Below are 22835 nucleotides of genomic sequence, written 5' to 3' on the forward strand. Positions count from 1 at the left end.
CCGACCACTGCGACGCGTACCCGCCCTGGTGCTCCAGCACCATCTTCACCGATCGCTCCCGGACCTCTGGGGAAAACCTGCTTGCTCTGCTCATGGCTCCATCTTCTCAAGTAATGGAGCCTCTGGGGTTCCCGGGGCGGTTCACGACCTTCTCGACAGCCCAGCGCCGCGCCATTTTGGATGAACTCGAACTCTTGCGCCGCCAGCACCCGGAAACGGAAGGGTTCTTCGCCGATCATCCAGCAGAGCCCTTCTTTGTGAAGAGTTTGGAGAACATCCAAGGTGATGAGCGCGATGTCATCTATATTTCTGTGGGCTATGGGCGTGATGCGCAGCGCCACATCACGATGAATTTCGGTCCTGTGAGTAATGACGGCGGCGAGCGGCGCTTGAATGTGCTCATCAGCCGCGCCAAATCGCGTTGCGAGGTCTTTACCTCGATCACCGATGAAGATATCGACACCGATCGTGCCAAGGGTAAGGGCACCTTTGCTTTAAAGCTCTTCTTGAACTACGCAAGGACGGGCCGCCTTACCCTCGCCACCCAGGCGCGAGACGCTAAGCACAGCGTATTCGAACAAGAGGTGGCCCAAGCACTTCGCGCGCGAGGCTACGATCTGCACACCGATGTGGGCCTTGCTGGCTTCTTCGTCGACATTGCGGTGTCTAATCCAGAGGAGCCTGGGCGCTACATTTTAGGCATTGAGTGTGACGGGCAGTCGTATCGAGATGCCAGAAGCGCGCGCGATCGCGATCGCTTGCGTGACAGCGTGCTGCGCGACAAGGGCTGGCAGGTTTATCGGATTTGGAGTTCGGACTGGTTCCACCGTCCTGAGGCAGAGCTTGAAAAACTTGTGGTAGCCATTGAAAGAGCGAAGTCGGAGTCAGGCACCTTAGAGCCAAGTCCCAAGTCTTCGCACCGTGCGGTGCCAGTGGAGATTCTCACCGTCGATCGCGGTGAGGTCACTGAGATGGGACTCATCGAGGCGCTAAGTCCGCCGGACACTGAGCCTTACATCGAGGCGTCCTTTACAGTGCCAAGCAATCAATTCGAATTGCATCTGGCCCCAATAGGACAACTCGCCACCATCGTGCGTCAGATCGTTGAGGTGGAAAGCCCCATTCATCGCAGCGAGGTCGTCACGCGCGCCCGGACGCTTTGGGGCTTGCAGCGTGCTGGCTCGCGCATCCAACAGGCGGTTGAAGAGGCGATTGGGTCGGTAGTGTCGCTGGGTGGGGTGCAGATCGTCGACAAGGACTTCTTGGCCATTCCGAGGAAAGAGGTCCGCGTGCGGGACCGTTCTATGGTCGAGTCACTGACCCTGCGCCGGCCAGAATTCTTGCCTCCTTCCGAAATCGATGCGGCTCTGATCAAGCTCGTGCAAGACAATCTGGGCGCGAAGGCTGAGGAGTTGGTGACGATGGTCTCGCGGCAGCTCGGCTACAAGAGCACGAGCCCACAACTTCGCAGGGTCATTCTTGATCGCTGTGAAGCGCTCGTCGGGGCGGGGCGATTGGCGTCAAAGGGAGATCTTTTGGTGATGCCCTGACCTGCCGCTGAAGTCTTCGCACTTGCCGCTGATCTCGGGTGACTCTAAACTTGCCAGACACACACCAGCACACAATCTGGTCTGTTTTTTTCTTGCAAATCAGTGGGTTAGGGGTATTACTTCACATCCCACTCTCTCCGCCAGTTATAGACGCAAAGCCTTGAGCAGCCCATCTTTTTCGAGCCTCGGCGATGCGTCACACGCTCTGTCCCATACTTTCGCAGCTGCGTGATGGCCGGCAGGAAATGCCGGCATCTCACATCACCCCAGCGTTGACCTTGAACACCTCGACCGCGCGGCTGAGGTGCGTGGAGTGGTCTTCCAGCGTGCGCGCGGCGGTGCTTGCCGCTTCGACCAGGCGAACGTTTTGCTGGGTGGTTTCGTCCATCTGGGCGATGGTGTGGGTGACCTGTTCGATGCCGCCGGCCTGTTCCTGCGAGGCGGCGGAGATGTGGCCCATGATGTCGGTGACGTGCTGGACGCTGGTGACGACCTCGCCCATGGTGGTGCCGGCCTTGTGCACCAGCGCCGAGCCATCGGCGACGCGCTGCACCGAGTCGTCGATCAGTCGCTTGATTTCCTTGGCTGCGTCCGACGAGCGATGCGAAAGGGTGCGTACTTCCGATGCGACCACCGCGAATCCGCGGCCCTGTTCGCCGGCGCGTGCGGCCTCGACGGCGGCGTTGAGCGCGAGGATATTGGTCTGGAAGGCGATGCCATCGATGACGGAGATGATGTCGGCGATGCGCTTGGAGGCGTCCTCGATGCCGGTCATGGTCGCGATCACCTGGCCGACCACGTCGCGACCCTGCGAGGCGATGGCGGCGGCGCCGAGCGCGAGCTGGTTGGCGCGGCCGGCGTGTTCGGCATTCTGCTTGACGGTGGAGGTCAGCTCCTCCATCGAGGCGGCCGTTTCTTCGAGGCTGGCGGCCTGTTGTTCGCTACGGCGCGCCAGTTCCTGATTGCCGCTGGCGATGTCTTCGGCAGCGAAACCGATGCTGTTGGAGGTGGTCTGGATCTGGGTGACGATGTCGGTGAGCCGGTGCACGGTGCTGTTGGCGTCATCGCGCATGGCCGCGAATACGCCATGGAAATTGCCGGACATGCGCACGGTGAGGTCGCCGTCGGCGATGGCACGCAACAGTTCGGAGAACCTGGCCAGGTTGGTGTCGGCGGTGGCCATCATGGTGTTGAGGTTCTCCACCATCAGGCGGAAATCGTGCTCGAAGGCCTCCGGCTGGCCGCGCAGCGCGAAGTCGCCGGCGCAGGCGGCCTGCGTCAATGCGTGGATCTGCGCGTTGATGGCGCGCAGGTTCTGTTTCACCTGCTGCATGGTGGTAGTGATGGTGGCCTTTTCGCCAGGGTAGTGCTCGATCTCCGGTGCCAGGTCGCCGACTGCATAACGGCCCATGACCTCGGTCATGCGGAGCTGGGTCTGCACGTGCGCGTCCACCAGCGCGTTGGTGTCCTGCACCATGTGGCCGTATTCGCCGGGGAAGCGCTGGGCGTCGGTGCGATAGCTGATCTGGCCCGCATCGTGGCGCGCGGCCATGTCGCGCTGGGCCGAAATCACTTCCTGCAGGCGGCGTTGCATCTGTTGCATGGCGCGCAGCAGCTGGCCGGATTCGTCATTGCGCGCGCCGATGTCCGTGCTGCGCAGGTCGCCTTGACTGATGCGCTGTGCCAGCTGCAGCGATTGGCGCAGTGGCAGCACCACGCTGCGGGTCAGCAGGAAGGCGATGGCTGCGCCCAGCAGCAAGGCAACGACAGTGGACAGCACCATCAGCATGGCGAAGCCACGCGCGGTGGCGACGGCGTCCTTGGCGGCTGCACGGTTCTTGGCTTCCTGCAGGTCGATGAAGGCATTGATGCTGGCCAGCCAGTCGATGAAGGCCGGTCGTGCCTGTTGCAGCAATTGCTGCTCCGCGTTCGATGTGTCTTCGGCCTCGCGAGATGCACGCACCTGCGCGATCAGCGGCATGGTGCGCTGCTCGATGGACTTGATCCGTTCGAGGATGGCCTTCTCGTTGCCATCGGTAGACGCGGCGAGCATGTCGTCCAGCGGCTGCGCCGAGCGGGCATAGTCGGCGGCGAGCTTGTCGATCGATTGCTCGGCAGCGTGGCGATCTGCCGGGTCCTTCATCAGGACCACATCGCGCAAGGCGATCGCGCGGTCGTGCACGCTGCCGCGGAAATTGATCGCATAGCGCTGTTTGACGCTGTTGACCTCATTGATGGCGGTGAGTTGCCGGTCGATACTGCGGACACGCTGGATGCCGACCACGGTGAGGATCACCATCAGCACGATGAGCGAGAGAAAGCCGAGGGCCAGGCGCTGGCCAATGCGCAGATTCGAAAGCAGATGCATGGGAAGATCGACGATCCGACTGGCGGGAGAAGAGGGCACCCCGGCCGTGGCAGGAGTGGAGAGCAGGCGAGGCGACGCCGCCGGTGGGCACGACGGGCCTGCACACGGGAAATGCGCGCAATGTTGGTTAGCGGCCTCGGCCTTTGGTTCTTGACCTGCTAAAGGACGCCGATTCAGCTCTGATTGGCGTCCTGCCGTGGGCAGAGCCGCATGCGGGGATGCAGCGGCAGCCAGGCAACGCCGGTCGCCGCTTGCTGGCGATCATCGGGTGGCGATGGTGGGCTCTGGCGCTGTTGCCCCTGGGCTGGCTCAGTCGTAGCGCGACAGATCCGGTTCCTCGATCGACGGTGTCATCAGCGGAACCGCCAGATTCTGCACGCTGGGCTGGCTGGCGAGTTTCAGGGCGGCGTGGAGCAGATGAATGCCGAGCCGGCTGTGTGGGTTCATCAGCCGTGGCCCGAGCTTGGGAATGCCCTGCACGCTGTCCACCATCGGGCGCATGGCAGCCTCGTATGCCGCAGCGGCGTCTTCCAGGCTGTGCCCACGCGCGATTTCATTGGCCAGCACATAGCCGCCGGTGATTGCCAAGGTGGCTCCGAGGCCACCCAACGGGGTCACGCACCAGGCGGCGTCGCCGGTCAGCAGAACGCGGCCCTTGCGCCAGCGTGGCATGCGCACCTGGCGCAGCACGTCGAAGTAGAAGTCGTCGGTGGTGTCCATGCCTTCCAGCACCCGGGCCGCCTGCCAGCCGGCATCGGCGAAGCGCTCGCGCAGATAGGCCTGCTGTCTGGCAACGCTCCAGTCCTGCTCGCCCTCGGGAGGTTTTTGCAGCGAGAGCATGGCGCGGGTGGTCCCATGCCGGTCCGGGCGCAATGAAATGCTGCGGCCACCGGTGGTGTGATACCAGCGCCACAGGCGGTCGTCGTCGGCCGTGCGTGCGATGGTGAAGTAGGCAATGGTCAGGTCCATCCAGCGCGGTTCGTTTTCGCCTGGAAAGAGGAGATCGCGGGTGGACGAGCCAACGCCTTCGGCCACGATCACCGCATCGAAGCGGTCGCAGCGCCCGCTCTGGAAGGTGACCGTTGCCGCGTCCGCGCCGTCGTCGATGCGGGTGATGCGGTCGCCGAAGCGATAGGCAACGGTATCGCGCGCGGCGCCGTACACCAGGCGCGCGAGATCGCCACGCAGGATCTCCAGTTCGGCGGTGGGGCCGTCACCGTCCAGATCATCGGTCTTGAAGGTTGCAACGGCATTGCCGTGTGCGTCGATCCAGGCCGTGCCTTCCTCGCCGGTGCCCTGGTCGAGCGCATCCTGTTCCAGCGACATGCGCTGCAATACCTGGCGGCCGACGCCGCGGACGTCGATGTTCTGGCCGCCGTCGCGGAAGTGCGGAGCCTGCTCCACTACCGTGACCTCGACACCCAGCCGTGCCAGCGCCCAGGCAGCGGTATTGCCGGCAATGCTCGCGCCGGTGATGAGAATGCGCCGCGTCATGCCGAATCACCTCGAGCAATGAATATCAGAGGTGATATTACATCTTTTGACCGCGCGCCTCCATGTTGCCGATCAGGCGCTGCATGAGCACGACGATCCGGGCGGCCTCATCCTTGGAGAAACCGCGCAGGGCGTCCGCGTTCATGTCGATCAGGACCTGACCGCCGATTGCGGCAATCTTGCGGCCGCGTGCGGTGAGGGAAACCAGCGCGGCGCGGCGGTCCTGCGGCGTGGGCACGCGCTTGATCAACTTCAGGCCTTCGAGCTTCTCCAGCAATGCCACCATCGCCGGTTGTTTCACTGCCGAGGCGGTGACCAGATCACGCTGCAGCATCGGGCCTTTCCAGGACAGCAGCATGATCGGGCCGATCAATGCCAGCGAGACACCATGGGGGCGCAGCTGCGCGTCGACCAGCCGGTTGAAGACCCGTGCGGCGTGATTGGCCAGGTAGCCGGGCGCCACGGCCGCCTGCGGGTGGATGAAGTCGTCGTGATTGTGCATGTCTGCAACCGTGCGGAGTTCCTTGGCCTGCGTCCAATTTTATCGGCGCGCACCTTGCAGAGGGAGATCTGGATCAGCGCCGTCGCAGGCGTGAGCGAACAGGTCGTTGCGATCGCAAGAAGGGCATTGTTGTCCGCTGTCAGCGAAAGTGCGTGCGCTGCTCCGTGATCTCGTTCACTGCTGTCCCTCGGCAATCGCAACAACGCGCGATGCGCTCGTCGATGACCTCACGCATGCAGATAGCAGAGCGTTGTCGCACCGCTGCCGAGGTACCAACCGAATGAGGCATCCCTCGGTGCGTATCCATGGCGCACGCAGCGGAAATGCACGACGATCACGTCTGCAGGTGGACAGGCTGCGGAGTGTCGACCAAACAAGCTGATCTATTCAGGCGTGCGCGGGGCCGGGGAGTGCGGGCGTGATAAATTGAAGGGATGGAAAATGTGAAGCCTATGTTTGCAAACCGCATCACGACCGGGACAGCGGGGCTCGACAGCATTCTCCGCGGTGGCCTGCCGGCCAACCGACTGTATCTGCTCGAAGGTCAGCCCGGCTCGGGCAAGACCACGATGGCGCTGCAGTTCCTGCTCGAAGGCGCGGCCCGGGGCGAGAGTTGCCTGTATGTGACCCTGTCCGAGACTATCGACGAGCTCACCGAGGTGGCTGCCTCGCATGCGTGGTCGATGCAGCCGCTGCATGTCTTCGAACTCGCCTCGGCCGAAGCGTTCCTGGGCGATGGGCGCCAGCAGTCGATCCTGCATCCGTGGGAGATGGAGCTGGATGGCACCATCAAGCTCATCCAGGCCGAGGTGGACCGGGTCAAGCCGACGCGGGTCGTGTTCGATTCCCTGTCCGAGCTGCGGCTGTTGGCGCAGGATTCGTTGCGCTACCGGCGGCAGGTGCTGGCGCTCAAGCAATTTTTCGCGCCGCGCAACATCACCGTGTTCCTGGTGGACGATCTCACCGGCGAATACGGTCAGCGCGATGCGCATCTGCACAGCCTGTGTCATGGAGTGATTTCGCTGGAGCGCATGACGCTGGACTTCGGGGCGGCGCGGCGGCGGATGCAGGTGCAGAAGCTGCGCGGGGTCGATTTCATCGCCGGTTATCACGACGTCGCCATCGCGACCGGCGGCCTGTGCATCTACCCGCGGCTGATCGCCTCGAATCATCATGTTCCGTTCGTCGGTGAAGCGGTCTCCAGCGGTGTGCAGCGCATCGATGCGCTGCTGCACGGCGGCCCGCTGCGCGGTACCAGTACGCTGTTGACCGGGCCGGCCGGCTCGGGCAAGACCAACGTGGCACTGCAGTACGTGAGTGCGGCCTGCGAACGCGGCGAACATTGTTGCGTGCTGGAATTCGACGAGCGGACCGGCACCTTGCTCACGCGTGCCGATGGTCTGGGCATGGACTTGCGCAAACACCTGGCGTCGGGAGTGCTGGAGCTGCACCAGATGGATCCGGCCGAGCTGACCCCGGGCGAGTTCGCCTGGGCAGTGCGGGCCAGCGTGGAAGAGCGCGACTGCCGCATCCTGGTGATCGATAGTCTCAATGGCTACCTGACCTCGATGCCGCAGGAGAAGCAGCTGATGCTGCAGTTGCACGAGCTGCTCTCGTATCTCAACCAGAGCGGTGTGACCACGTTCCTGGTCAATCCGCAGCAGGGCCTGGTGGGCACGATGGCGACCGGCAGCCTCAATGTCTCCTACATGGCCGACACCGTGGTGCTGTTTCGCTTTTTCGAAGCGCAAGGGCGTGTCCGCAAGGCGTTGTCGGTGCTCAAGAACCGGAGCGGCGCGCACGAGGATTCGATCCGGGAGCTGCATATCGGCAGCGGTGGCCTGAGCCTGAGCCGGCCGCTGGAGAAGTTCCATGGTGTCCTGACCGGTACGCCGCAGTTGGTGGGCGTCGACGAGCCGCTACTGGATCCTGTCATTGGCCAGTGACGCTGCGGATGGCGCGATCGTCCACATCATTGCGCCGTTCGGACGCGACGCCGAGAGCATTGCCGCAATCGCCGGCGAGCGGGGGCTGACGCGACGGGTGTATGGATCGCTGGTGGCCTTGGCCAGGGACCTGTGCGACAGCTCGGGCGTTGTCGTGTTGACCGAAGAAGCGGTGAGCGGGGACCTGCTGCCGTTGCGGCGGAGCCTGCAAGGCCAGGCAGCGTGGTCGGATATTCCCTTCGTGCTGCTGCGTGCGCCGCGCGGTGCGTATCAAGGGCGCCGCGCTGGTCCGCTGCCGGAGATGTCCAATGTCATCGAACTGGAGCGCCCGCTGAGTTCGGCGTCGTTGCTGAGCGCTATCTCCACGGCGCTGCGCTCGCGACAGAAACAGTTGCTGATCCGCGATCAGATGGCGCAGCTGGCCGAGGGCCGGGCCGCGCTGGCTGCCAGCGAAGCGGAGCTGCGCCGCGTCACCGATGCACTGCCGGTGCTGATCGCCTTCATCGACAAGCATCTGGTGTACCGCTTCGCCAACCGCGCGTATGAAGACTGGATCGGCATCCCGCCGGCAGAGGTGATCGGACGGCCACTGGTGGATGTGGTGGGGCCTGCGGTGGTGGCCGAGCGCCGCGGCTGGATCGAAGCGGCGCTGGCCGGGCAGGCGTTGACCGTGGAAACGCGCTGGCCGCACGCGGACGGACGCCGTCGCGATGCGGAGATCCGCTACATGCCGCGCCGGGACGCGAGCGGCCAGGTCGATGGGTTCCATGTGTTCGCGACCGACGTGACCGCGCGCATGATGGCGATGGAATCGATCCAGCAGCAGGCCAGCCTGCTCGAGGCCAAGGTGGCCGAACGCACCGCCGAGCTGCAGCAGCAGATGCAGGCGCGCGAATCCAGCGAGGCGGCGCTACGCCAGGCGCAGAAGATGGAAGCGGTGGGCCAGCTCACCGGCGGGATCGCGCACGATTTCAACAACATGCTCACCGGCATCCTGTCGGCGCTGGACCTGGCGCGGCTGCGCATCGACCAGGGGCGGTTCGATGGGCTGGGCCGCTTCCTGGATGTCGCCTCGGCATCGGGCCTGCGCGCGGCCGCGCTGACCCAGCGCTTGCTGGCGTTTTCGCGGCGGCAGTCGCTGGAGGCGCGGCATCTGCAGGTCAACGACCTGGTGGTGTCGCTGCAGGAGCTGCTGGCGCGCACGCTGGGCGAGTCGGTACGCCTGGAGACCGCGTTGTGCCAGGAACTGCCGCCGGCGTATGTGGACGAGAACCAGCTGGAGAGCGCACTGCTCAACCTGGCCATCAACGCCCGCGACGCGATGCCCGATGGTGGGCAGCTGTGCATCGCCACGCGGCATGTGCAGGTCGCCGAGCAACCGCTGGAACTCGGTCGCGGCGTTGCGCTGGCACCGGGCGACTACGCAGTGGTGTCGGTGGCCGACACCGGCACCGGCATGCCGGCCGACGTGCTGGAGCGCGTGTTCGAGCCGTTCTACACCACCAAGCCGATCGGGCAGGGCACCGGTCTGGGCATGTCGATGATCTATGGCTTCATGCAGCAGTCCAACGGCCAGGTGTGGGTGGAATCGCAACCGGGCGCCGGCACGACGGTCAGCTTGTATTTGCCGGTCGGGGCCAGCGTGCAGGCCGCGCAACCGCAGGCACAGGACGGAGCGGTACGTGCCGGGCAGGGCCAGCAGGTGCTGGTGGTGGAAGACGACGAACAGGTGCGTTTGCTGATCACCGAACTGCTCGGCGAGCTGGGCTATCAGGCCGAAGTGGTGGCCGATGCCGACGCCGCGCTGCCCATTCTGTCCTCGCCGCGACGGATCGATGTGCTGGTCACCGACGTCGGGCTGCCCGGGCTCAACGGGCGCCAACTGGCGGAGATTGCGCGGCAGTCGCGTGGCGATCTGCCGGTGATCTTCATGACCGGCTACGCCGAAACCGCACGCGATCGCGGCGAGTTCCTGGGTGAAGGCATGAGCATGATCGCCAAACCCTTCACGCTGGGCGAGTTCAGCGCAAAGCTGCACGAGGTGCTGGGCCCGTCCGTCTGAGCCGGCAGTGCGCAGCCGGCGCGCTGTGCGTAGGGGCGGGCCGCCATGCCGCGCTGTGATGGGCAACGGCAGGCACGGTGCGGTACATCCAGGCGCTGGAGCGCGCTGGTTGGTCCGCCGCGCCGTCGCCCACGGGCAGTGGGGCAGCGCGTCGCCTGCGAGTCAGCGTGCGGCCGGCGCGGCCTGCCGCGCACGTGCCATCGATTCGGCCACCGCAATCTTCTCGGCGACCGCCTGCTGCATCGGCGAGCCGTCCTCCAGCAATCCATGCAGGTGGCGCCAGTGCGCAGTGGCGGCCGCGTACGCGTGCTGCTGGAAATCGCTGATGCCCAGCAGCCACAGGCCGCGCTGGTTGTCCGGCTCCCGGGCGACCACCTGCTGCAGCCGCGTGCGCGCGCCGGCATCGATGGCGAAGTCGCTGCGGGTGGCCATGTCGGCCGCGATCCAGCCCACGATGGCGGCACTGGTATCGGGGGCGATCTTGAGCGCCTGCGCATAGGCATCGCGCGCCTGAGCGGGCCGGTCGTTGCGCTCGTGCGTTCTGGCTTGCTGCATCCAGGCGTCCAGCGCCTGCCACTGCGCCTGTTCGGCAGCGTTGGGGTCCGGTGCCGGTGCATTGTCGGCGGCAGCGGATGGGGAAGGCGAGCCGAGGGGGCTGGGCGCTGCGTAGGTGCGCGGCGCGATCGCCTGCGGCGTTCCCACCATCTGATACAGACCGGCAGTGGCCAATGGCAGACCCAGTGCCAGCACCAGCGGCAGGCCAAAGCGCCGGATGCCGGCGTGCGTGCGATGGCGCAGCAGCGGCAGCAAGAGCAGCAGCACGGCAGCGACCACCAGTGCGGCAGTGGCGAACAGGAAGCCGGCCATCACCATTCGTCCTCGGCCTGCGCCGCCGCCGGCATTCCCAGGCGGGCGCGCCTGCGCACGGTGTGGATCAGCATGCCCGCGCCCGCGCCCAGCAGCAGCGCCGGCCCGAACCACAGCAGCCAGGTGCCGCGTGTGACCGGCGGGTCGTACAACACGAAATCCGAATAGCGCTCGACCATGTACTGCTTGATCTGTGCGTCGCTCCGGCCGGCCTGCAGTTGTGCGAACACCTGGTGGCGCAGGTCGCGGGCGAGGCTGGCGTTGGAATCGGCCAGGTTCTCGTTCTGGCACACCAGGCAACGCAGTTGCGCGGTCAGCCGCTGGTAACGCACTTCTTCGCCGCGGTTCTTGAACGGCAGCGGGTCCACCGCCTGCGCCCACAGCGAAGGGGCGAGCAGCACGCCCAGCCACAGGATCAGCAGCAGGCGCAGTTGCCGGCCCTGCCGGCGCCAGTACCATGGCAGAGGGCGGTGCCGCGTGCTCACGGTGCACGCTCGCGCAGCGCGGCGATGGCCGGCAGCAGTTCGCGGTCGATGACCCCGGGCGTGAGTACACCGATGTGCTTGTAACGGATCCTGCCCTGCGCATCGATCAGGAAACTTTCCGGTGCGCCGTAGACGCCGAAGTCGATCGCGGTCTGCCCCTGCTCATCGGCGATCACCACCGAATACGGATTGCCATGGCGGGCCAGCCACGCCTTGGCGTCGGTGGGTGCGTCCTTGTAGTTGTAGCCGATCAGGGGCACCCCGAGACGGCTGGCCTGCGCCATCAGCACCGGGTGTTCGTGCACGCATTCGGCGCACCAGCTGCCGAACACGTTGAGCACGTAGGCCTTGCCCAGCAATTGCTCGCGGGTGATCTGCTGCTGCGGTCGATCCAACTGCGGCAGCGAGAACGCGGGGGCCGGCTTGCCGATCAGCGGCGACGGCACCTCGCGCGGGTTGTGCTGGCTGGTCCAGTAGATGCCGAAGCCGAACAGGGCGGCCATCAACACGAAGCCCAGCAGGGGCAGCATGCGGTTCACGGGTGCGACTCCTGTGCGATGGCCAGGCCATCGGGAGCGGATGGGATCACGGTGTTGCCGGCCGGTGCCGGCGCGCGGAAGCGGCGGGCGCAGGCGCTGACGAACCCACCCAGCATCATCAGCAGGCCGCCGCCCCAGATCCAGCGAATGAAGGGTTTGTAGTACAGCCGCAGCGTCCAGTCGTTTTCGATGTGCTGATCGTCCAGCGGCTCGCCCAGCGCTACGTACAGGTCGCGGGTGATGCCGGGATCGATCGCCGATTCGGTCTGGATGCGCTCGCTGCTGTACAGGCGTTTTTGCGGATGCAGGTGGGCGACGACCTGGCCATCGCGGCTGACCTGCACGCTGCCTTGTTCGGCCTTCCAGTTCGGCCCGTCCACCAGCTGCACACCGTCGAAGCGGAAGCTGTAGCCGGCGACCTGCGTGCTCTGGCCCGGCGACAGCCGCACGTCGCGCTCCACCGACAGGCTTTCGGACACCAGCACGCCGGCCACGAACACCGCCACGCCCGCGTGTGCGAGCAGCATGCCGGCCATTTCGGCCGGAAAGCGCCGCCCGCGCGGCAACTCGCGCCAGCGCTTGACCACGTACAGCGCCGTGCCGGCGGCCACCCAGGCCGCCACGCCGATGCCGGCGATCGCCTTGGCCTGGCCATCGGCGAACGCAGTGCCGGCCAGCGCACAGGCGATCGCCGCGATGCCGGCACGCGTGCCGAAGGCCTTCAACGGCGCTGTCTCGGCCTTGCCCCAGCGCAGGTACGGGCCGAACGGCAACAGCAACACCACCGGCAGCATCAACAGCGGGAACAGCAGGCCGAAGTAGGGCGGGCCGACCGAGACCTTGCCGATGCCGAATGCGTCGGCGATCAACGGAAACAAGGTGCCCAGCAATACCATCGCTGCGGCAACGGTCAGCAGCAGGTTGCCGACGAGAATGCCGGTCTCGCGCGAGACTGCGGCGAAGGGCTTGCCGCTGGCGATCCTGGGCGCGCGCAGCGCGTACAGCAGCAACGAGCCGCCGACCACCGCGATCAGAAACATCAGGATGTACAGGCCGCGTCGCGGATCGGCAGCGAACGCGTGCACCGAGGTCAGTACGCCCGAGCGCACCAGGAAGGTGCCCAGCAACGACAGCGAAAACGCCAGGATCGACAGCAGGATGGTCCAGGCGCGCAGGCTGCCGCGTTTTTCGGTGACCGCCTGGGTGTGGATCAAGGCGGTGCCGACCAGCCACGGCATGAAACTGGCGTTTTCCACCGGGTCCCAGAACCACCAGCCGCCCCAGCCCAGTTCCGCATACGCCCACCAGCTGCCGGCGACGATGCCGGCGGTGAGGCAGGCCCAGGCCACATTGGTCCATGGTCGCGCCCAGCGCACCCAGGCCTGTTCCAGTTCGCCGCCAAGCAGGGCCGCCACCGCAAACGCGAACGCCACCGAAAACCCGACATACCCGGTGTACAGCACCGGTGGGTGGAAGGTCATGCCCGGATCCTGCAGCACCGGATTGAGTTCGGTGCCATCCAGCGGAATCGGCGACAGCCGCCCGAACGGGTTGGAGGTGAACAGGATGAAGGCAAGAAAGCCCATCGAGATCAGTCCCAGCACTGCCAGCACGCGGGCGGCGAAATGCTGCGGCAGATGCCGGCTGCGAGCGGCCAGCAAGACCGTCCAGGTGGACAGGATGGCGATCCACAGCAGCAGCGAGCCTTCGTGCGCGCCCCAGACCGCCGCGACGCGGTAGTACCAGGGCAGGGCATGGTTGGCGTTGGCGGCGACATAGGCCACCGAAAAGTCCAGCGACAACAGCGACCAGGCCAGCAGGCCGAACGCCATCCACACGAACACCGCCTGACCGGCGGCGGCAGGCCGCGCAATGCTCATCAGCGCGGCGCTGCCGCGCCAGGCACCGATCAGCGGCAACACGCCCTGTGCGAGCGAGAGCAGCAGCGCCAGGATCAATGCGATCTGGCCGAGTTCAGGCGTCATGGGAAGTCACACGCTGCGGCAGGAGGAGGTCATCGGTGCGGGGCGACGCGGCTGGCGCCGCATCAACGCGGAGTGGTCAACGGCGCGGCGGTGGCGGGAATCGGTTTGCCGACATGGCCTTCGGCCATCGCGTCCTTGAGTTCTTTCGGCATGTAGGTTTCGTCGTGCTTGGCCAGCACTTCGGTGGCGACGAAACGCCCGCCCTGCATGCGCCCGTTGGCGATCACCGATTGGTTGTCGCGAAACAGGTCCGGCAGGATGCCCGTGTAGTCGACCTGGGTGGCTGCGTGCTTGTCGATGACCGTGAAGCTCACCTTCAACGAGTCGCTGGCGCGCTGGATCGAGCCGGCCTTGACCATGCCACCCAGGCGAAACTGCCGATAACCGGATGCCTCACCGGCACGGACCTGGCTGGGGGTGAACAGGTAGCTCATGTTCCGCTGCAGCGCCAGCACGATCAGCGTCACGGCCAGTACGGCGGCGGCGAGCACGCCGATCACCAGCCACAGGCGTTGTTTGCGGGTGGCATTCATGGCACGTCTCGCTCCAGCGTCGGGGCCGCTGTCTCACGCGAACTGCGTGGCGCCTGCCGCTGCAACCGGCCGCGCAGTTCGCGCGGCAGACGCCGGCGGCGCAGCCAGGGCGCTGCGAGGTCGGCAGCCAGCACCAGCACGAACAGCGCATAGGCCGTCCACACGTAGTGACCGTATCCGCCCATGGCCAGCAGGCTGCTCATGCGGTGCGCTCGGTCAGCACGATGCGGCGCACCCAGTCCTTGCCGGTTTCCAGCGCCAGCAGTTCCACGCGCATGCGTCCGCACAGGCTGGCGATGTAATAGCACTTGGTGGCCAGCATCATGGTCAGCAGCGGCCACAGCATTTCCATGCCGATCCTGGAGGGGCCGAGCAGGCGCACGGTGGAGCCTTGATGCAGCGTGTTCCACCACACCACCGAGTAATGCACGATGGGCAGGTTCACCAGGCCCACCAGGGCGAGCAATCCGGCAGCGCGCATCGCCTGGCGGCGGTCTTCCACCGCGTGATACAGGCCAAGTACGCCCAGATACAGGAACAGCAGCAACAGCTCCGAGGTCAGCCGCGCATCCCAGGTCCACCAGGTGCCCCACATCGGCTTGCCCCACAGCGAGCCGGTGCACAGGGTGATGAAGGTGAAGGCCGCGCCGATCGGCGCCGAGGCCATGGTGGCCACTTCGGCGAGCTTGATCCGCCATACCAACGCGACGAAAGCCGAGGCGCCCATCGCCGCGTAGACGAACAGGCTCATCCAGGCGCTGGGCACATGGACGAAGATGATGCGGTAGGCGTCGCGTTGCTGGTAGTCCGGTGGCGCCAGCACCAGCCCGCCGTAGGCAGCCACCGCGCCGAGCAGCAGCGCCAGCGCCAGCGCCCATGGGCGCACGCTGCCGGCAACGCGGTAGAAGATCGGCGGTGAGCCGAGCTTGTGCAGCCACAACGGGATCCACTTGGCCATGCCGGTGTCGTCAGTTGGAATGTCTGGAAGGCGACAGCGCATCGACTGCGGCGCCGGCATTGACCTGCAGCTGGCCTTCGCTGACCTTGCTGGTGCGCTGCAGGAGCTCGCGCAGCGCGCTGGCATCGATCGATGGCGACATCGACAACAGCAGCGCGACCGTGCCGCTGACGTGCGCGGTGGCCATCGACGAGCCGGACGTGAAGTCGTAGCGTCCGTTGGGCTGGGTGGTCAGGATGTCGTTGCCGGGCGCGCTCAGCACCCCGGGCATGACGGCGCCGGCGCCGCTGCTGCGCACCACCAACACGCCGGGCACATCGTTGGGAAACCCATCCAGGCGCCCGTTCGGCGGCATCGCCGCGATCACGATGCGGCCCTGTTTGACCAGACGCAGCAGCATCCTGCTCAGCAGCGGATCGGCCGGGCCGCCCAGGCTGAGGTTGACCACGCGCGCGGAGCTGTCGTTGATCGCCGCGAGCGCCTTGGCCAGGGTGAAGGTGTTGCAACGTGCGGTGGCGCCGACCGTGGGCGCATACCAGCACGCCTTGTAGATGCTCAGCATGGCCTTGGGTGCCATGCCCACGATCCCCTGGTGGTTGTTGCTGCCGGCAGCGATGATTCCCGCGACTTCGGTGCCATGCGAATCGGTGCTGGAGCCTGCTTGGGTGTCGCCGACCAGGTCGTGCACCTCGCGGATGCGCGCCTTCAGATCGGGATGGCTGATGTCCACGCCGGTATCGACCACCGCCACCACCACGCCACGGCCCTGGGTGACGGTCTGCGCGCTGGCCGCATCGGTGGCGATGAAGCCGCGCTGCATGTCCACGTATGGATCGTTGTAGCCGGACAGCGGCGTGTGCCTGTCCGAGGCATCGGTGGAGAACACCGAGAATTCCTGGACCGGCTGCACCAGTTCCACGCCGTCGTCGTCGGCCAACGCGCTGACCAGCTCGTCGCGCGAAACCCCTTGTGGCGGCTGCAGCACGGCGCAGTACAGGCCCAGCGAGGTGATGGGCCAGCCGGACACTTCGCGCAGGTGGTAGCGCTGTTTGATGGCCTGCATGCGCGCGGCGGCCTTCTGACCGGCGCCGTAGTAACTGGAGGCATAGCCGATCAGGCTGGAGCCGGCACGCGCCGGCGGCGCGCTGAGCGGATTGGCCACCGCCAGCAGGATGTCGCGGCTGCTGTCAGGCGTGTTCGTTTCCGCCGTCGCATCGGTGCGGTCGGCAGGCTGCGCTGACGGCGGCGGTGTGGTCGTGGCCTGCGCAACCAGCTGCGCGCACAGGCCGATCAGCGCGGCAATGCCGCCGAGGAAGAGAGACCGCTTCATGGCGCCGAGACGATCTCCGCCAGCCGGATGCCCGGCGTGGCGCGCAACTGCTGCAGGGTCTGCTGCGACGACTGCGGCGCGGCAGGCACCACGGTGTAGGCGCCCATCGCATTGGGTCCGCCGACCACCTGCAACTGCTGCGCATGCAGCAGGCGGTCCCAGTCGGCGACGGTCATCCCGGCATCGGGCACCACGCGGATGGCGCCTTGCGACACCGGCGCTGCAGCCGGGGTGCTGAGCGTGCGATAGTCGTGCGCTGGAGCGGGCGAGGCCAGCTTGACGCCCATGACGCCCAGGCCGATGGCCTGGACCAGGGCCGCGGCAGCCAGCGCCCGCACGGTCCAACTGCCGGTGCGGCGCGCGGTGGGTGCTGCGGCGACGGATCGTTCGGCCGTATCCAGCCGGCCGAGCAATCGCTGCAGACCGGCATCGGGGTCTACGGCCACTGCCGAGGGCAGCGCGAGCGCCTGACGCAAGCGGCTTTGCTGGGCGAACTCTGCGCTGCACGCGCTGCACTTGGCCACATGCGCGATCAGCCAGCTGTTTTCTTCCTCGGTGGCGTTATCCAGCAGCACCGCTGGCATCAGTTCCCAAGCGTGCGAGCATTCCTTGCCAGGCGCGATGAAGAAGGTCTTCATAGCAGTGTCTCCGAATAAGGGGCGCTACCGGCCAGGCCGGGCAGCACATTGCGTAATTTGACCCGGGCGTGGAATAGCCGGGCTTTGATCGTGCCCAGCGGGCACTGCATGATGTCGGCGACTTCTTCGAGCTTGTGGCCGACGCCGTAGACCAGTTCGATCACCAGTCGCTGATCCGGCGACAGCCGTTCCATGCCCTTGTCCAGCCAGTCACGCAGTTCGCGATCGTCGTTGTCGTCGGCGCTGGGCGCGTGATCCTCCACCTGGGCGGTATCGTCGATGCCGTCGCCGTCGTGCTGGCGCAGGCACTTGAGCCCGCAGCGGTAGGCGATGCCCATGATCCAGGTGGAGACCTGGGAGTCGCCGCGGAAGTCGCCCGCCTTCTGCCAAGCGATCCAGAAACAGTCGTTGATGGCCTCTTCGATGATGTCGGGGCGACGGGTCAACCGCGACAGGAACCGGCACAGCCGGCCGTGATAGCTGTGGTACATGCTGGCCAGGGCATCGCGATCGCCGGCCGCCATGCGACGCAGCAGCATCCGGTCGGTCGCATCACCCAGGGTGTCGGAGGTAGTCATCGCATCGGGCATGGCTTTGGACGCCTGTCAGTGCCCGCAACCGGGCAAAAGGTTGCGTTGGGAATCAGAACGTCCTGGAAATCATGCCCAGCCACGGGGTTTCGCCAGGTCCGCCCTGAGCGCGTGGGGTGTCGTTGCTGGTGTAGATGCGTTCCAGTTTCACCGTCCACCCGGCGCGACTCCACTTCAGGCCCAACTGCCCGTAGTGATAGCGGCCAGCGCTGGCCGCGCCGTAGGCCATCGCCGGAAATTCCGATACCCCGGCTCCGCCGGAAACGCTGAACTCTGCCGAAAGCGGCAGGTTGGCCGTGACGTCGATCGCCGTCTCCCACGGCGAGCGCTGCGCACGTGGGAAGTTGAAGGTGGACAGCGAGAGCGTGAGCACATCCCGGTACGACCAGGCCAGGCTGGCTTCCTGGCGGTCGAAGCTGCGCGACTGGCGATCCGCCGGGTAGGCGTAATACAGCACGCTGGCCTGCAGCTGCCAGCGATCGCCCAGCATCCAGGCACGTGCGGCCTGTGCGGTCAGCGCCACCGGCTTGCTCAGCGAAGGCGATTGCACTGCCGCAGACGCCGATACCGACCAGCCCGGCGATGGCAACCAGTAGCCGGCCGCCTGCAGGGTGACGCGGTCGGGGGCGATGGAAATGCCGCGGTCGATCAGGCTCGAGGCCACCGCCACCGCACCGCCGACGTTGTCGGCCAGTGCACTGCCGCCCGGGGGCAGGATCAGGGCCAGCAACAGCCAGCGGGGTATCGGCCCAGGGCAGGTTGTGGGTCGCAGCGGCCGGTTTCCCGCCCGCCGGTCGCGCAGAGCAGCGGGCTTGATCGCAGGCCCGAACGCCCCCTCGGCGGCCTCCGTCGCCCGCCACGTCGCCGCTCCGCGCGCATCAAGGCGCGGCGGGCGAAGTCGGACTGGCCTGGCGAAGAGGGCGATTGGCAAGGGCGTGGAACATGAACGCGAAGCTGGAGACGATAATGGCCCTTCCCGCAGAACGGAACCGCCGTTGCGGAGGTTCCGTTCGTAAACGCGAAGGCGCCCATTCAGTTAACGCTGGCTCCATCTGCCGACGGCCGCCGGCACGGCCAGACGACCTGCCCCCGCGAACCCGGTCGTGTGATCGCTACCCATCGGTCAACGCAAGGTATTGAGATAGGCGATGAGTGCATCGAGTTCCTGCGGATCGTCCAGGCCGTCGTACTTCATCTTGGTGCCCGGCAGCGCCTTGGACGAAGGTTGCGACAGATAGGTCTTCAACTGGGCCGGCGTCCACTGCCACTTGCTGGCCTTGAGCGCATCGGAGTAGTTGCTGTAGTCCGGCAGGCTGGCAGCGGTGCGCCCGGCCACACCGAACATGGAGGGGCCTTTCTTGTTCTTGCCCTGGGCGGCGCTGTGGCACTCGGCGCATTCGGCGAGAAAGGTGCTCTTGCCGTCGGCTGCGTGTGCCGACGGGGCCGGCAGCGCGCCGGCCAGCAACAGGCCGGCCAGTGGCGCGCACAACAAGCGGGGGATGCGTGACTTCATGTAGGTCCTTGGGCGTGCTGGGGGATCAGAACGACACGTTCAGCGACAGCGCGAAGCTGTCCAGATCGCGCGGATTGGTGATCGGGTTGCCACCACCGAATACATTGGTGGTGCTGCCGTTGAACTTGTCGAAGCGGAACCAGCTGGCCGAGACGCGCACGTTGGCGTTGGAGGTGTAGCTGCCCTCCTTGCCGAAGGGGGTCCAGTACAGCAGGATCAGGTTGCTGGTGGTGTCCGGCAGGCCGTAAGGCAGGTAGCGAGCAGCGTCGAACGAGCCGGTGTTCATCATGTGCGCCGCCAGCACGCCGTAGGTCTGCTTGAAGGCGTAGTTCATGCTGATGGTCTGATCGCGGACGCTGCCGCGGCTGAGCGGGGCCAGCGTCGGGTCGCTCGGTAGCAGCGGGCTGCCGTACCTGCGGCGCTCGTAGATGTTGACGTAGGCCAGCGACAGCACATGCTCGCGGGTGCCCAGGAACTGGTAGGTCAGGTCGTAGCCCAGATCGGTAAATTCGTCGCTGGGGCCGGTGCGCGGGCGCTGGCGGCGAGTGGTCATGGCGCTCAGACCGACCGAAAAGAACTGCCGCTTCATGTCTTTCATGTAAGCCAGGCGTGCATAGCCAGTGTCGCTCAGCTTGCCAGGGTCGCCATTGGGCTGCCAGCCCAGGTGATCCTGCGCATCGACCGACAGCGCGCTGTAGCTGCCCACTTCGCCATACCAGTTGCGATCGTACAGCCCGTACACGCTGGCACCGATCACGCGGTTGGAGAGCGCGGACGAGCTCAGCATGGTGGAGGCATTGCTCACTGAGGCCGGGGTGAAGGTGGACGCATTCGGCAGCACGTGGATCGGATCGGAGATGCCGGGGTTGTTGTTGACGCTGACGCCGAGCATGGCGTCCTTGCCGGCGAGCTGGAACGGTTTGCTGACGAAGCGCAGGTCGACATCGTCCAGCTGCGTGGTGAAGGTGGCATTGCCGCTGTTGTTGGAGCGGATCTTGGAATAGCCGCCGATGTTGTCGTTGACCCGGCCGGCCAGGTACAGGTCGGCCTGGGTGAGCCGTGCGGTGCTGTCGCCTCGGCTTGGATTGCGCCTGGACCAAGTGAGCTGGCCGGAGGCCGGAATCTTGGTGCCGTTGCCGTCGGTGTCGGTGAAGCCACCGAGCTTGAAGCGCATGCCATACGGCGTGAGCGACGGGCCATAGGAGCCGACGTGGCAATCCGCACAGGACGAGCCGGTCTGGCGTGCGAACGACGGGATCGCCTGCGCCTGCGTACTGGCCAGCAACAGCAAGGGGCCGGACATGCAGAGCAGCGAGGTCAGGGGCGCGGTGCGGGTCCGGACGGAGCGGCGCGAAGCGGGCGAGGGCGTAGGCATGGAAAATCCTTGTTCGACGGTGCGGGATTCGACGGTGAGGGAATCAACGAGAGTGCCGGGCATCACGGCTGCCTGCGCGGCAGCACGCGGTGCAGCAGGCCGTCGCGCAGCACCAGGTGGTGCCAGAGCGCAGCGACGATATGCAGGACGACCAGCGCCAGCAGTGCCCAGGCGGCATTCAAGTGCCAGCTGCCCAGGGTGTCGCCCAGATCCGCATCCGGCGCGACCAGCGACGGCAGCGTCAATCCGAACAGGTAGACCGGCTTTCCGAAGGCATTGCTGAGCGACCAGCCGATCAGCGGCAGGGCCAGCATCAGTCCGTACATGGCAACGTGGGTACCGCCGGCGGCCAGCCGCAGCAGCAGCGGCGATGGCGGGCCGGGAGGCAGCCTGCGCAGGCGTAGACGCAGCCCGACGCGCAGGAAGAACAGCAGCAACACCATCAGGCCGAAGTGGCGATGCCCTTCCAGCAGCCATTGGCGCAGGGCGCGCCCATCCAGCTCCGCTCGCAGCAGGATCAGGCTTGCGGCCATGATCAGGCAGGCCACGGTCAGCCAGTGCAGCACACGCATCGGCTTGGGCAGGGGGAGTACGCGCCCAGGCGATGACGCGTTTTCGGGCAACGGCAGCGCCGTGGCGTTGTCGGCGGCGGCGAGCTCGGGCGCCTGGTGAGAAGAATGCATTGGGTCGGTGTCCTCACCGGTGGTGGTCGTTGGTTCCGGACGCGCGCTGCGCGACCAGGCCTGGCTCCCCACGCCGGCCGGACTGCGGCCAGGTGAACGTGCACGGATATGTGCGGCGATGCCGACGAAAGGTTGCATGGCTGCGATACGGGCGTCTTGTCGCAGGTTCGCATCAGGAGGACTGCTGGTTCGCAGCTACGCGTTCGCGCGCATCGTTTCGTGGGCCGCGACGGGGCGCAACCTTTCACGCACCCCGACGCACTCAGGCATGTCGCACCACGTGCAGTCAGCGCTTACGCCCACCGATCATGGCTATCGAACGCATCCAGTTGCACACCCACGGCGACGATCGTGGCCTGCTCATTTCCCTGGAGCAGGCGCGTAATGTCCCGTTCGACATACGTCGCGTGTATTACCTGTTCGGAACCCGCCCCGGCGTGCACCGCGGGCAGCACGCGCATCGCCAGCTCACCCAGCTGGCGGTGGCCCTGCACGGTTCGGTGACCATCCTGGTGGACGAAGGCAAGGGTGACGGGCCAACCGAAGTGGTGCTGGACGATCCATCGCAAGGCCTGTTGCTCGGCCGCCTGGTATGGCGCGATCTGTATCGGTTCACCCCCGATTGCGTCCTGATGGTGCTGGCCGATCAGCTTTACGATCCGACGGATTACATCCTGGATTACGATCAGTTCCTCAGCGAGGTGCGTGGCGAACGTCGACTCGAAGCGTGCAGGCTGGAAGCATGAGCGCACGCAAGCGGCTGGTGATCGTTGGCGCAGGAGAATTCGCGCAGATCGCCTGCGAATATTTTCGACACGACAGCGACTATGAAGTGGTCGCCTTCAGCGTGGAACGCGATTACCTGATCCGCCCCACTTTGGCAGAGTTGCCGGTAGTCGCCTACGAAGAGCTGGAGCAGCGCTATCGTCCCGATGAGCATGAAGTGTTCGTTGCGATTCCTGCGACGCGATTGAATCGCCTGCGGATGCGCTTCTACGATGACGTCTTGCGGCGAGGGTATCACTGTGCCAGCTACGTCAGTTCGCGCGCATTCGTCTGGCGCAATGCGCAGCTCGGTGCCAATTGCTTCGTCTTCGAAGGCAATGTCATCCAGCCCTTCACCCGTATTGGCGATAACTGCATCCTGTGGAGCGGTAATCACATTGGCCATCGCACGGTCGTTCAGGATCACGTGTTCATCGCCTCGCATGCGGTGATCTCCGGTTACTGCGAAATCGGCCGTGGCAGCTTCATCGGCGTCAACGCCACATTGAGCGACAAGGTATGCATCGCTGCGGACAACATCATCGGCGCCGGCGCGCTGGTCACACGGCATACCGAAGCCGGACGGGTCTACGTCGGTTCGCCGGCGCGCGCAGTGGCGGGCAAGTCCAGTTTCGATGTGGAGCTTTGACGG

22 protein-coding genes and 1 pseudogene are annotated in these 22835 nt (G+C 65.9%); 6 read left to right on the plus strand and 17 right to left on the minus strand.

Annotated features, from left to right (window positions below; all coding sequences use genetic code 11):
* Positions 1 to 143: 143 nt before the first annotated feature.
* Positions 144 to 1550: pseudogene (locus LL962_RS18465) on the plus strand (DUF3320 domain-containing protein); the annotation flags it as partial.
* A gap of 256 nt (positions 1551 to 1806) precedes the next feature.
* On the opposite strand, the gene LL962_RS18470 reads toward LL962_RS18465, so the two are convergent.
* The 3 genes from LL962_RS18470 to LL962_RS18480 all read right to left on the minus strand — a co-directional run bounded on the left by LL962_RS18470 (position 1807) and on the right by LL962_RS18480 (position 5914).
* The gene (locus tag LL962_RS18470) at positions 1807 to 3918 is read right to left on the minus strand and encodes a methyl-accepting chemotaxis protein (protein WP_228317964.1); all 2112 of its coding nucleotides are present in this window, start codon (positions 3916 to 3918) and stop codon (positions 1807 to 1809) included.
* Between the two features lie 309 nt (positions 3919 to 4227).
* Positions 4228 to 5412 (minus strand): FAD-dependent monooxygenase, encoded by a 1185-nt coding sequence (locus LL962_RS18475; RefSeq protein ID WP_228317965.1) that lies wholly within the window; start codon positions 5410 to 5412, stop codon positions 4228 to 4230.
* A gap of 37 nt (positions 5413 to 5449) precedes the next feature.
* The gene (locus LL962_RS18480) at positions 5450 to 5914 is read right to left on the minus strand and encodes a MarR family winged helix-turn-helix transcriptional regulator (RefSeq protein ID WP_228317966.1); all 465 of its coding nucleotides are present in this window, start codon (positions 5912 to 5914) and stop codon (positions 5450 to 5452) included.
* On the opposite strand from LL962_RS18480, the gene LL962_RS18485 reads away from it, so the two are divergent.
* From LL962_RS18485 to LL962_RS18495, 3 genes are all read left to right on the plus strand, one after another.
* Positions 5801 to 6082: a hypothetical protein gene (locus LL962_RS18485; RefSeq protein ID WP_228317995.1), complete on the plus strand. Its 282-nt coding sequence runs from the start codon at positions 5801 to 5803 to the stop codon at positions 6080 to 6082. The genes LL962_RS18480 and LL962_RS18485 overlap by 114 nt on opposite strands.
* 266 nt (positions 6083 to 6348) lie before the next feature.
* Positions 6349 to 7860, plus strand: coding sequence for an ATPase domain-containing protein (locus LL962_RS18490; protein ID WP_228317967.1), 1512 nt, complete (start codon positions 6349 to 6351; stop codon positions 7858 to 7860).
* A complete protein-coding gene (locus LL962_RS18495) occupies positions 7850 to 9922 on the plus strand; it encodes a hybrid sensor histidine kinase/response regulator (protein ID WP_228317968.1) in 2073 nt (690 codons plus the stop codon). The genes LL962_RS18490 and LL962_RS18495 overlap by 11 nt, the downstream gene beginning before the upstream one ends.
* Positions 9923 to 10084: 162 nt before the next feature.
* Here the strand turns inward: LL962_RS18495 and LL962_RS18500 are convergent, their stop codons facing one another.
* The 14 genes from LL962_RS18500 to LL962_RS18565 form a co-directional block, all read right to left on the minus strand.
* Entirely contained in the window at positions 10085 to 10795 is a 711-nt protein-coding gene (locus tag LL962_RS18500; protein ID WP_228317969.1) for a tetratricopeptide repeat protein, read from the minus strand.
* Positions 10789 to 11274 (minus strand): cytochrome c-type biogenesis protein, encoded by a 486-nt coding sequence (locus LL962_RS18505; protein ID WP_228317970.1) that lies wholly within the window; start codon positions 11272 to 11274, stop codon positions 10789 to 10791. Before LL962_RS18505 ends, LL962_RS18500 begins: the two co-directional genes overlap by 7 nt.
* Positions 11271 to 11813, minus strand: a complete 543-nt coding sequence (locus LL962_RS18510) for a DsbE family thiol:disulfide interchange protein (protein WP_228317971.1) — start codon at positions 11811 to 11813, stop codon at positions 11271 to 11273. Before LL962_RS18510 ends, LL962_RS18505 begins: the two co-directional genes overlap by 4 nt.
* Entirely contained in the window at positions 11810 to 13798 is a 1989-nt protein-coding gene (locus LL962_RS18515) for a heme lyase CcmF/NrfE family subunit (protein WP_104588267.1), read from the minus strand. Before LL962_RS18515 ends, LL962_RS18510 begins: the two co-directional genes overlap by 4 nt.
* A 62-nt stretch (positions 13799 to 13860) precedes the next feature.
* A complete protein-coding gene (ccmE, locus tag LL962_RS18520) occupies positions 13861 to 14331 on the minus strand; it encodes a cytochrome c maturation protein CcmE (RefSeq protein ID WP_228317972.1) in 471 nt (156 codons plus the stop codon).
* Complete coding sequence (ccmD, locus tag LL962_RS18525; RefSeq protein ID WP_228317973.1) at positions 14328 to 14534, minus strand: heme exporter protein CcmD; 207 nt, start codon at positions 14532 to 14534, stop codon at positions 14328 to 14330. The genes ccmE and ccmD overlap by 4 nt, the downstream gene beginning before the upstream one ends.
* Positions 14531 to 15289 (minus strand): heme ABC transporter permease, encoded by a 759-nt coding sequence (locus tag LL962_RS18530; RefSeq protein WP_104588270.1) that lies wholly within the window; start codon positions 15287 to 15289, stop codon positions 14531 to 14533. Before LL962_RS18530 ends, ccmD begins: the two co-directional genes overlap by 4 nt.
* A gap of 10 nt (positions 15290 to 15299) precedes the next feature.
* A complete protein-coding gene (locus LL962_RS18535; protein ID WP_228317974.1) occupies positions 15300 to 16619 on the minus strand; it encodes a S8 family serine peptidase in 1320 nt (439 codons plus the stop codon).
* Positions 16616 to 17257, minus strand: coding sequence for an anti-sigma factor family protein (locus tag LL962_RS18540; RefSeq protein WP_228317975.1), 642 nt, complete (start codon positions 17255 to 17257; stop codon positions 16616 to 16618). Before LL962_RS18540 ends, LL962_RS18535 begins: the two co-directional genes overlap by 4 nt.
* Positions 17254 to 17835 carry an RNA polymerase sigma factor gene (locus LL962_RS18545; protein ID WP_104588353.1) on the minus strand — a complete coding sequence of 194 codons (582 nt, stop codon included), beginning with the start codon at positions 17833 to 17835 and terminating at the stop codon, positions 17254 to 17256. The genes LL962_RS18540 and LL962_RS18545 overlap by 4 nt, the downstream gene beginning before the upstream one ends.
* 64 nt (positions 17836 to 17899) lie before the next feature.
* On the minus strand, positions 17900 to 18619 hold the full coding sequence (locus tag LL962_RS18550; protein ID WP_425478188.1) for a hypothetical protein: 720 nt from the start codon (positions 18617 to 18619) through the stop codon (positions 17900 to 17902).
* 351 nt (positions 18620 to 18970) lie between these two features.
* Complete coding sequence (locus LL962_RS18555) at positions 18971 to 19360, minus strand: c-type cytochrome (protein ID WP_228317976.1); 390 nt, start codon at positions 19358 to 19360, stop codon at positions 18971 to 18973.
* A gap of 25 nt (positions 19361 to 19385) precedes the next feature.
* On the minus strand, positions 19386 to 20735 hold the full coding sequence (locus LL962_RS18560) for a cytochrome C (protein ID WP_228317977.1): 1350 nt from the start codon (positions 20733 to 20735) through the stop codon (positions 19386 to 19388).
* Positions 20736 to 20797: 62 nt separating this feature from the next.
* Positions 20798 to 21418 carry a cytochrome b gene (locus tag LL962_RS18565; protein WP_228317978.1) on the minus strand — a complete coding sequence of 207 codons (621 nt, stop codon included), beginning with the start codon at positions 21416 to 21418 and terminating at the stop codon, positions 20798 to 20800.
* 308 nt (positions 21419 to 21726) lie between these two features.
* Between LL962_RS18565 and LL962_RS18570 the strand changes: the two genes are divergently transcribed.
* Both LL962_RS18570 and LL962_RS18575 read left to right on the plus strand, forming a co-directional pair.
* Positions 21727 to 22164, plus strand: a complete 438-nt coding sequence (locus LL962_RS18570; protein WP_104588275.1) for a sugar 3,4-ketoisomerase — start codon at positions 21727 to 21729, stop codon at positions 22162 to 22164.
* Positions 22161 to 22832 carry an acetyltransferase gene (locus LL962_RS18575; protein WP_228317979.1) on the plus strand — a complete coding sequence of 224 codons (672 nt, stop codon included), beginning with the start codon at positions 22161 to 22163 and terminating at the stop codon, positions 22830 to 22832. The genes LL962_RS18570 and LL962_RS18575 overlap by 4 nt, the downstream gene beginning before the upstream one ends.
* Positions 22833 to 22835: the final 3 nt, after the last annotated feature.

The sequence above is a fragment of the Xanthomonas sp. NCPPB 1067 genome, assembly GCF_020783795.1.
Classification (GTDB): Bacteria; Pseudomonadota; Gammaproteobacteria; order Xanthomonadales; family Xanthomonadaceae; genus Xanthomonas; species Xanthomonas melonis.

Coding starts and splice junctions, on each gene's coding strand:
- ccmD (WP_228317973.1), bottom strand. CDS start 14,534: ATGAGCAGCCTGCTGGCCATGGGCGGATACGGTCACTACGTGTGGACG.
- LL962_RS18545 (WP_104588353.1), bottom strand. CDS start 17,835: ATGACTACCTCCGACACCCTGGGTGATGCGACCGACCGGATGCTGCTG.
- LL962_RS18470 (WP_228317964.1), bottom strand. CDS start 3,918: ATGCATCTGCTTTCGAATCTGCGCATTGGCCAGCGCCTGGCCCTCGGC.
- LL962_RS18575 (WP_228317979.1), top strand. CDS start 22,161: ATGAGCGCACGCAAGCGGCTGGTGATCGTTGGCGCAGGAGAATTCGCG.
- LL962_RS18515 (WP_104588267.1), bottom strand. CDS start 13,798: ATGACGCCTGAACTCGGCCAGATCGCATTGATCCTGGCGCTGCTGCTC.
- LL962_RS18570 (WP_104588275.1), top strand. CDS start 21,727: ATGGCTATCGAACGCATCCAGTTGCACACCCACGGCGACGATCGTGGC.
- LL962_RS18530 (WP_104588270.1), bottom strand. CDS start 15,289: ATGGCCAAGTGGATCCCGTTGTGGCTGCACAAGCTCGGCTCACCGCCG.
- ccmE (WP_228317972.1), bottom strand. CDS start 14,331: ATGAATGCCACCCGCAAACAACGCCTGTGGCTGGTGATCGGCGTGCTC.
- LL962_RS18560 (WP_228317977.1), bottom strand. CDS start 20,735: ATGCCTACGCCCTCGCCCGCTTCGCGCCGCTCCGTCCGGACCCGCACC.
- LL962_RS18475 (WP_228317965.1), bottom strand. CDS start 5,412: ATGACGCGGCGCATTCTCATCACCGGCGCGAGCATTGCCGGCAATACC.
- LL962_RS18500 (WP_228317969.1), bottom strand. CDS start 10,795: ATGGTGATGGCCGGCTTCCTGTTCGCCACTGCCGCACTGGTGGTCGCT.
- LL962_RS18565 (WP_228317978.1), bottom strand. CDS start 21,418: ATGCATTCTTCTCACCAGGCGCCCGAGCTCGCCGCCGCCGACAACGCC.
- LL962_RS18535 (WP_228317974.1), bottom strand. CDS start 16,619: ATGAAGCGGTCTCTCTTCCTCGGCGGCATTGCCGCGCTGATCGGCCTG.
- LL962_RS18540 (WP_228317975.1), bottom strand. CDS start 17,257: ATGAAGACCTTCTTCATCGCGCCTGGCAAGGAATGCTCGCACGCTTGG.
- LL962_RS18480 (WP_228317966.1), bottom strand. CDS start 5,914: ATGCACAATCACGACGACTTCATCCACCCGCAGGCGGCCGTGGCGCCC.
- LL962_RS18555 (WP_228317976.1), bottom strand. CDS start 19,360: ATGAAGTCACGCATCCCCCGCTTGTTGTGCGCGCCACTGGCCGGCCTG.
- LL962_RS18485 (WP_228317995.1), top strand. CDS start 5,801: ATGGGGGCGCAGCTGCGCGTCGACCAGCCGGTTGAAGACCCGTGCGGC.
- LL962_RS18490 (WP_228317967.1), top strand. CDS start 6,349: ATGGAAAATGTGAAGCCTATGTTTGCAAACCGCATCACGACCGGGACA.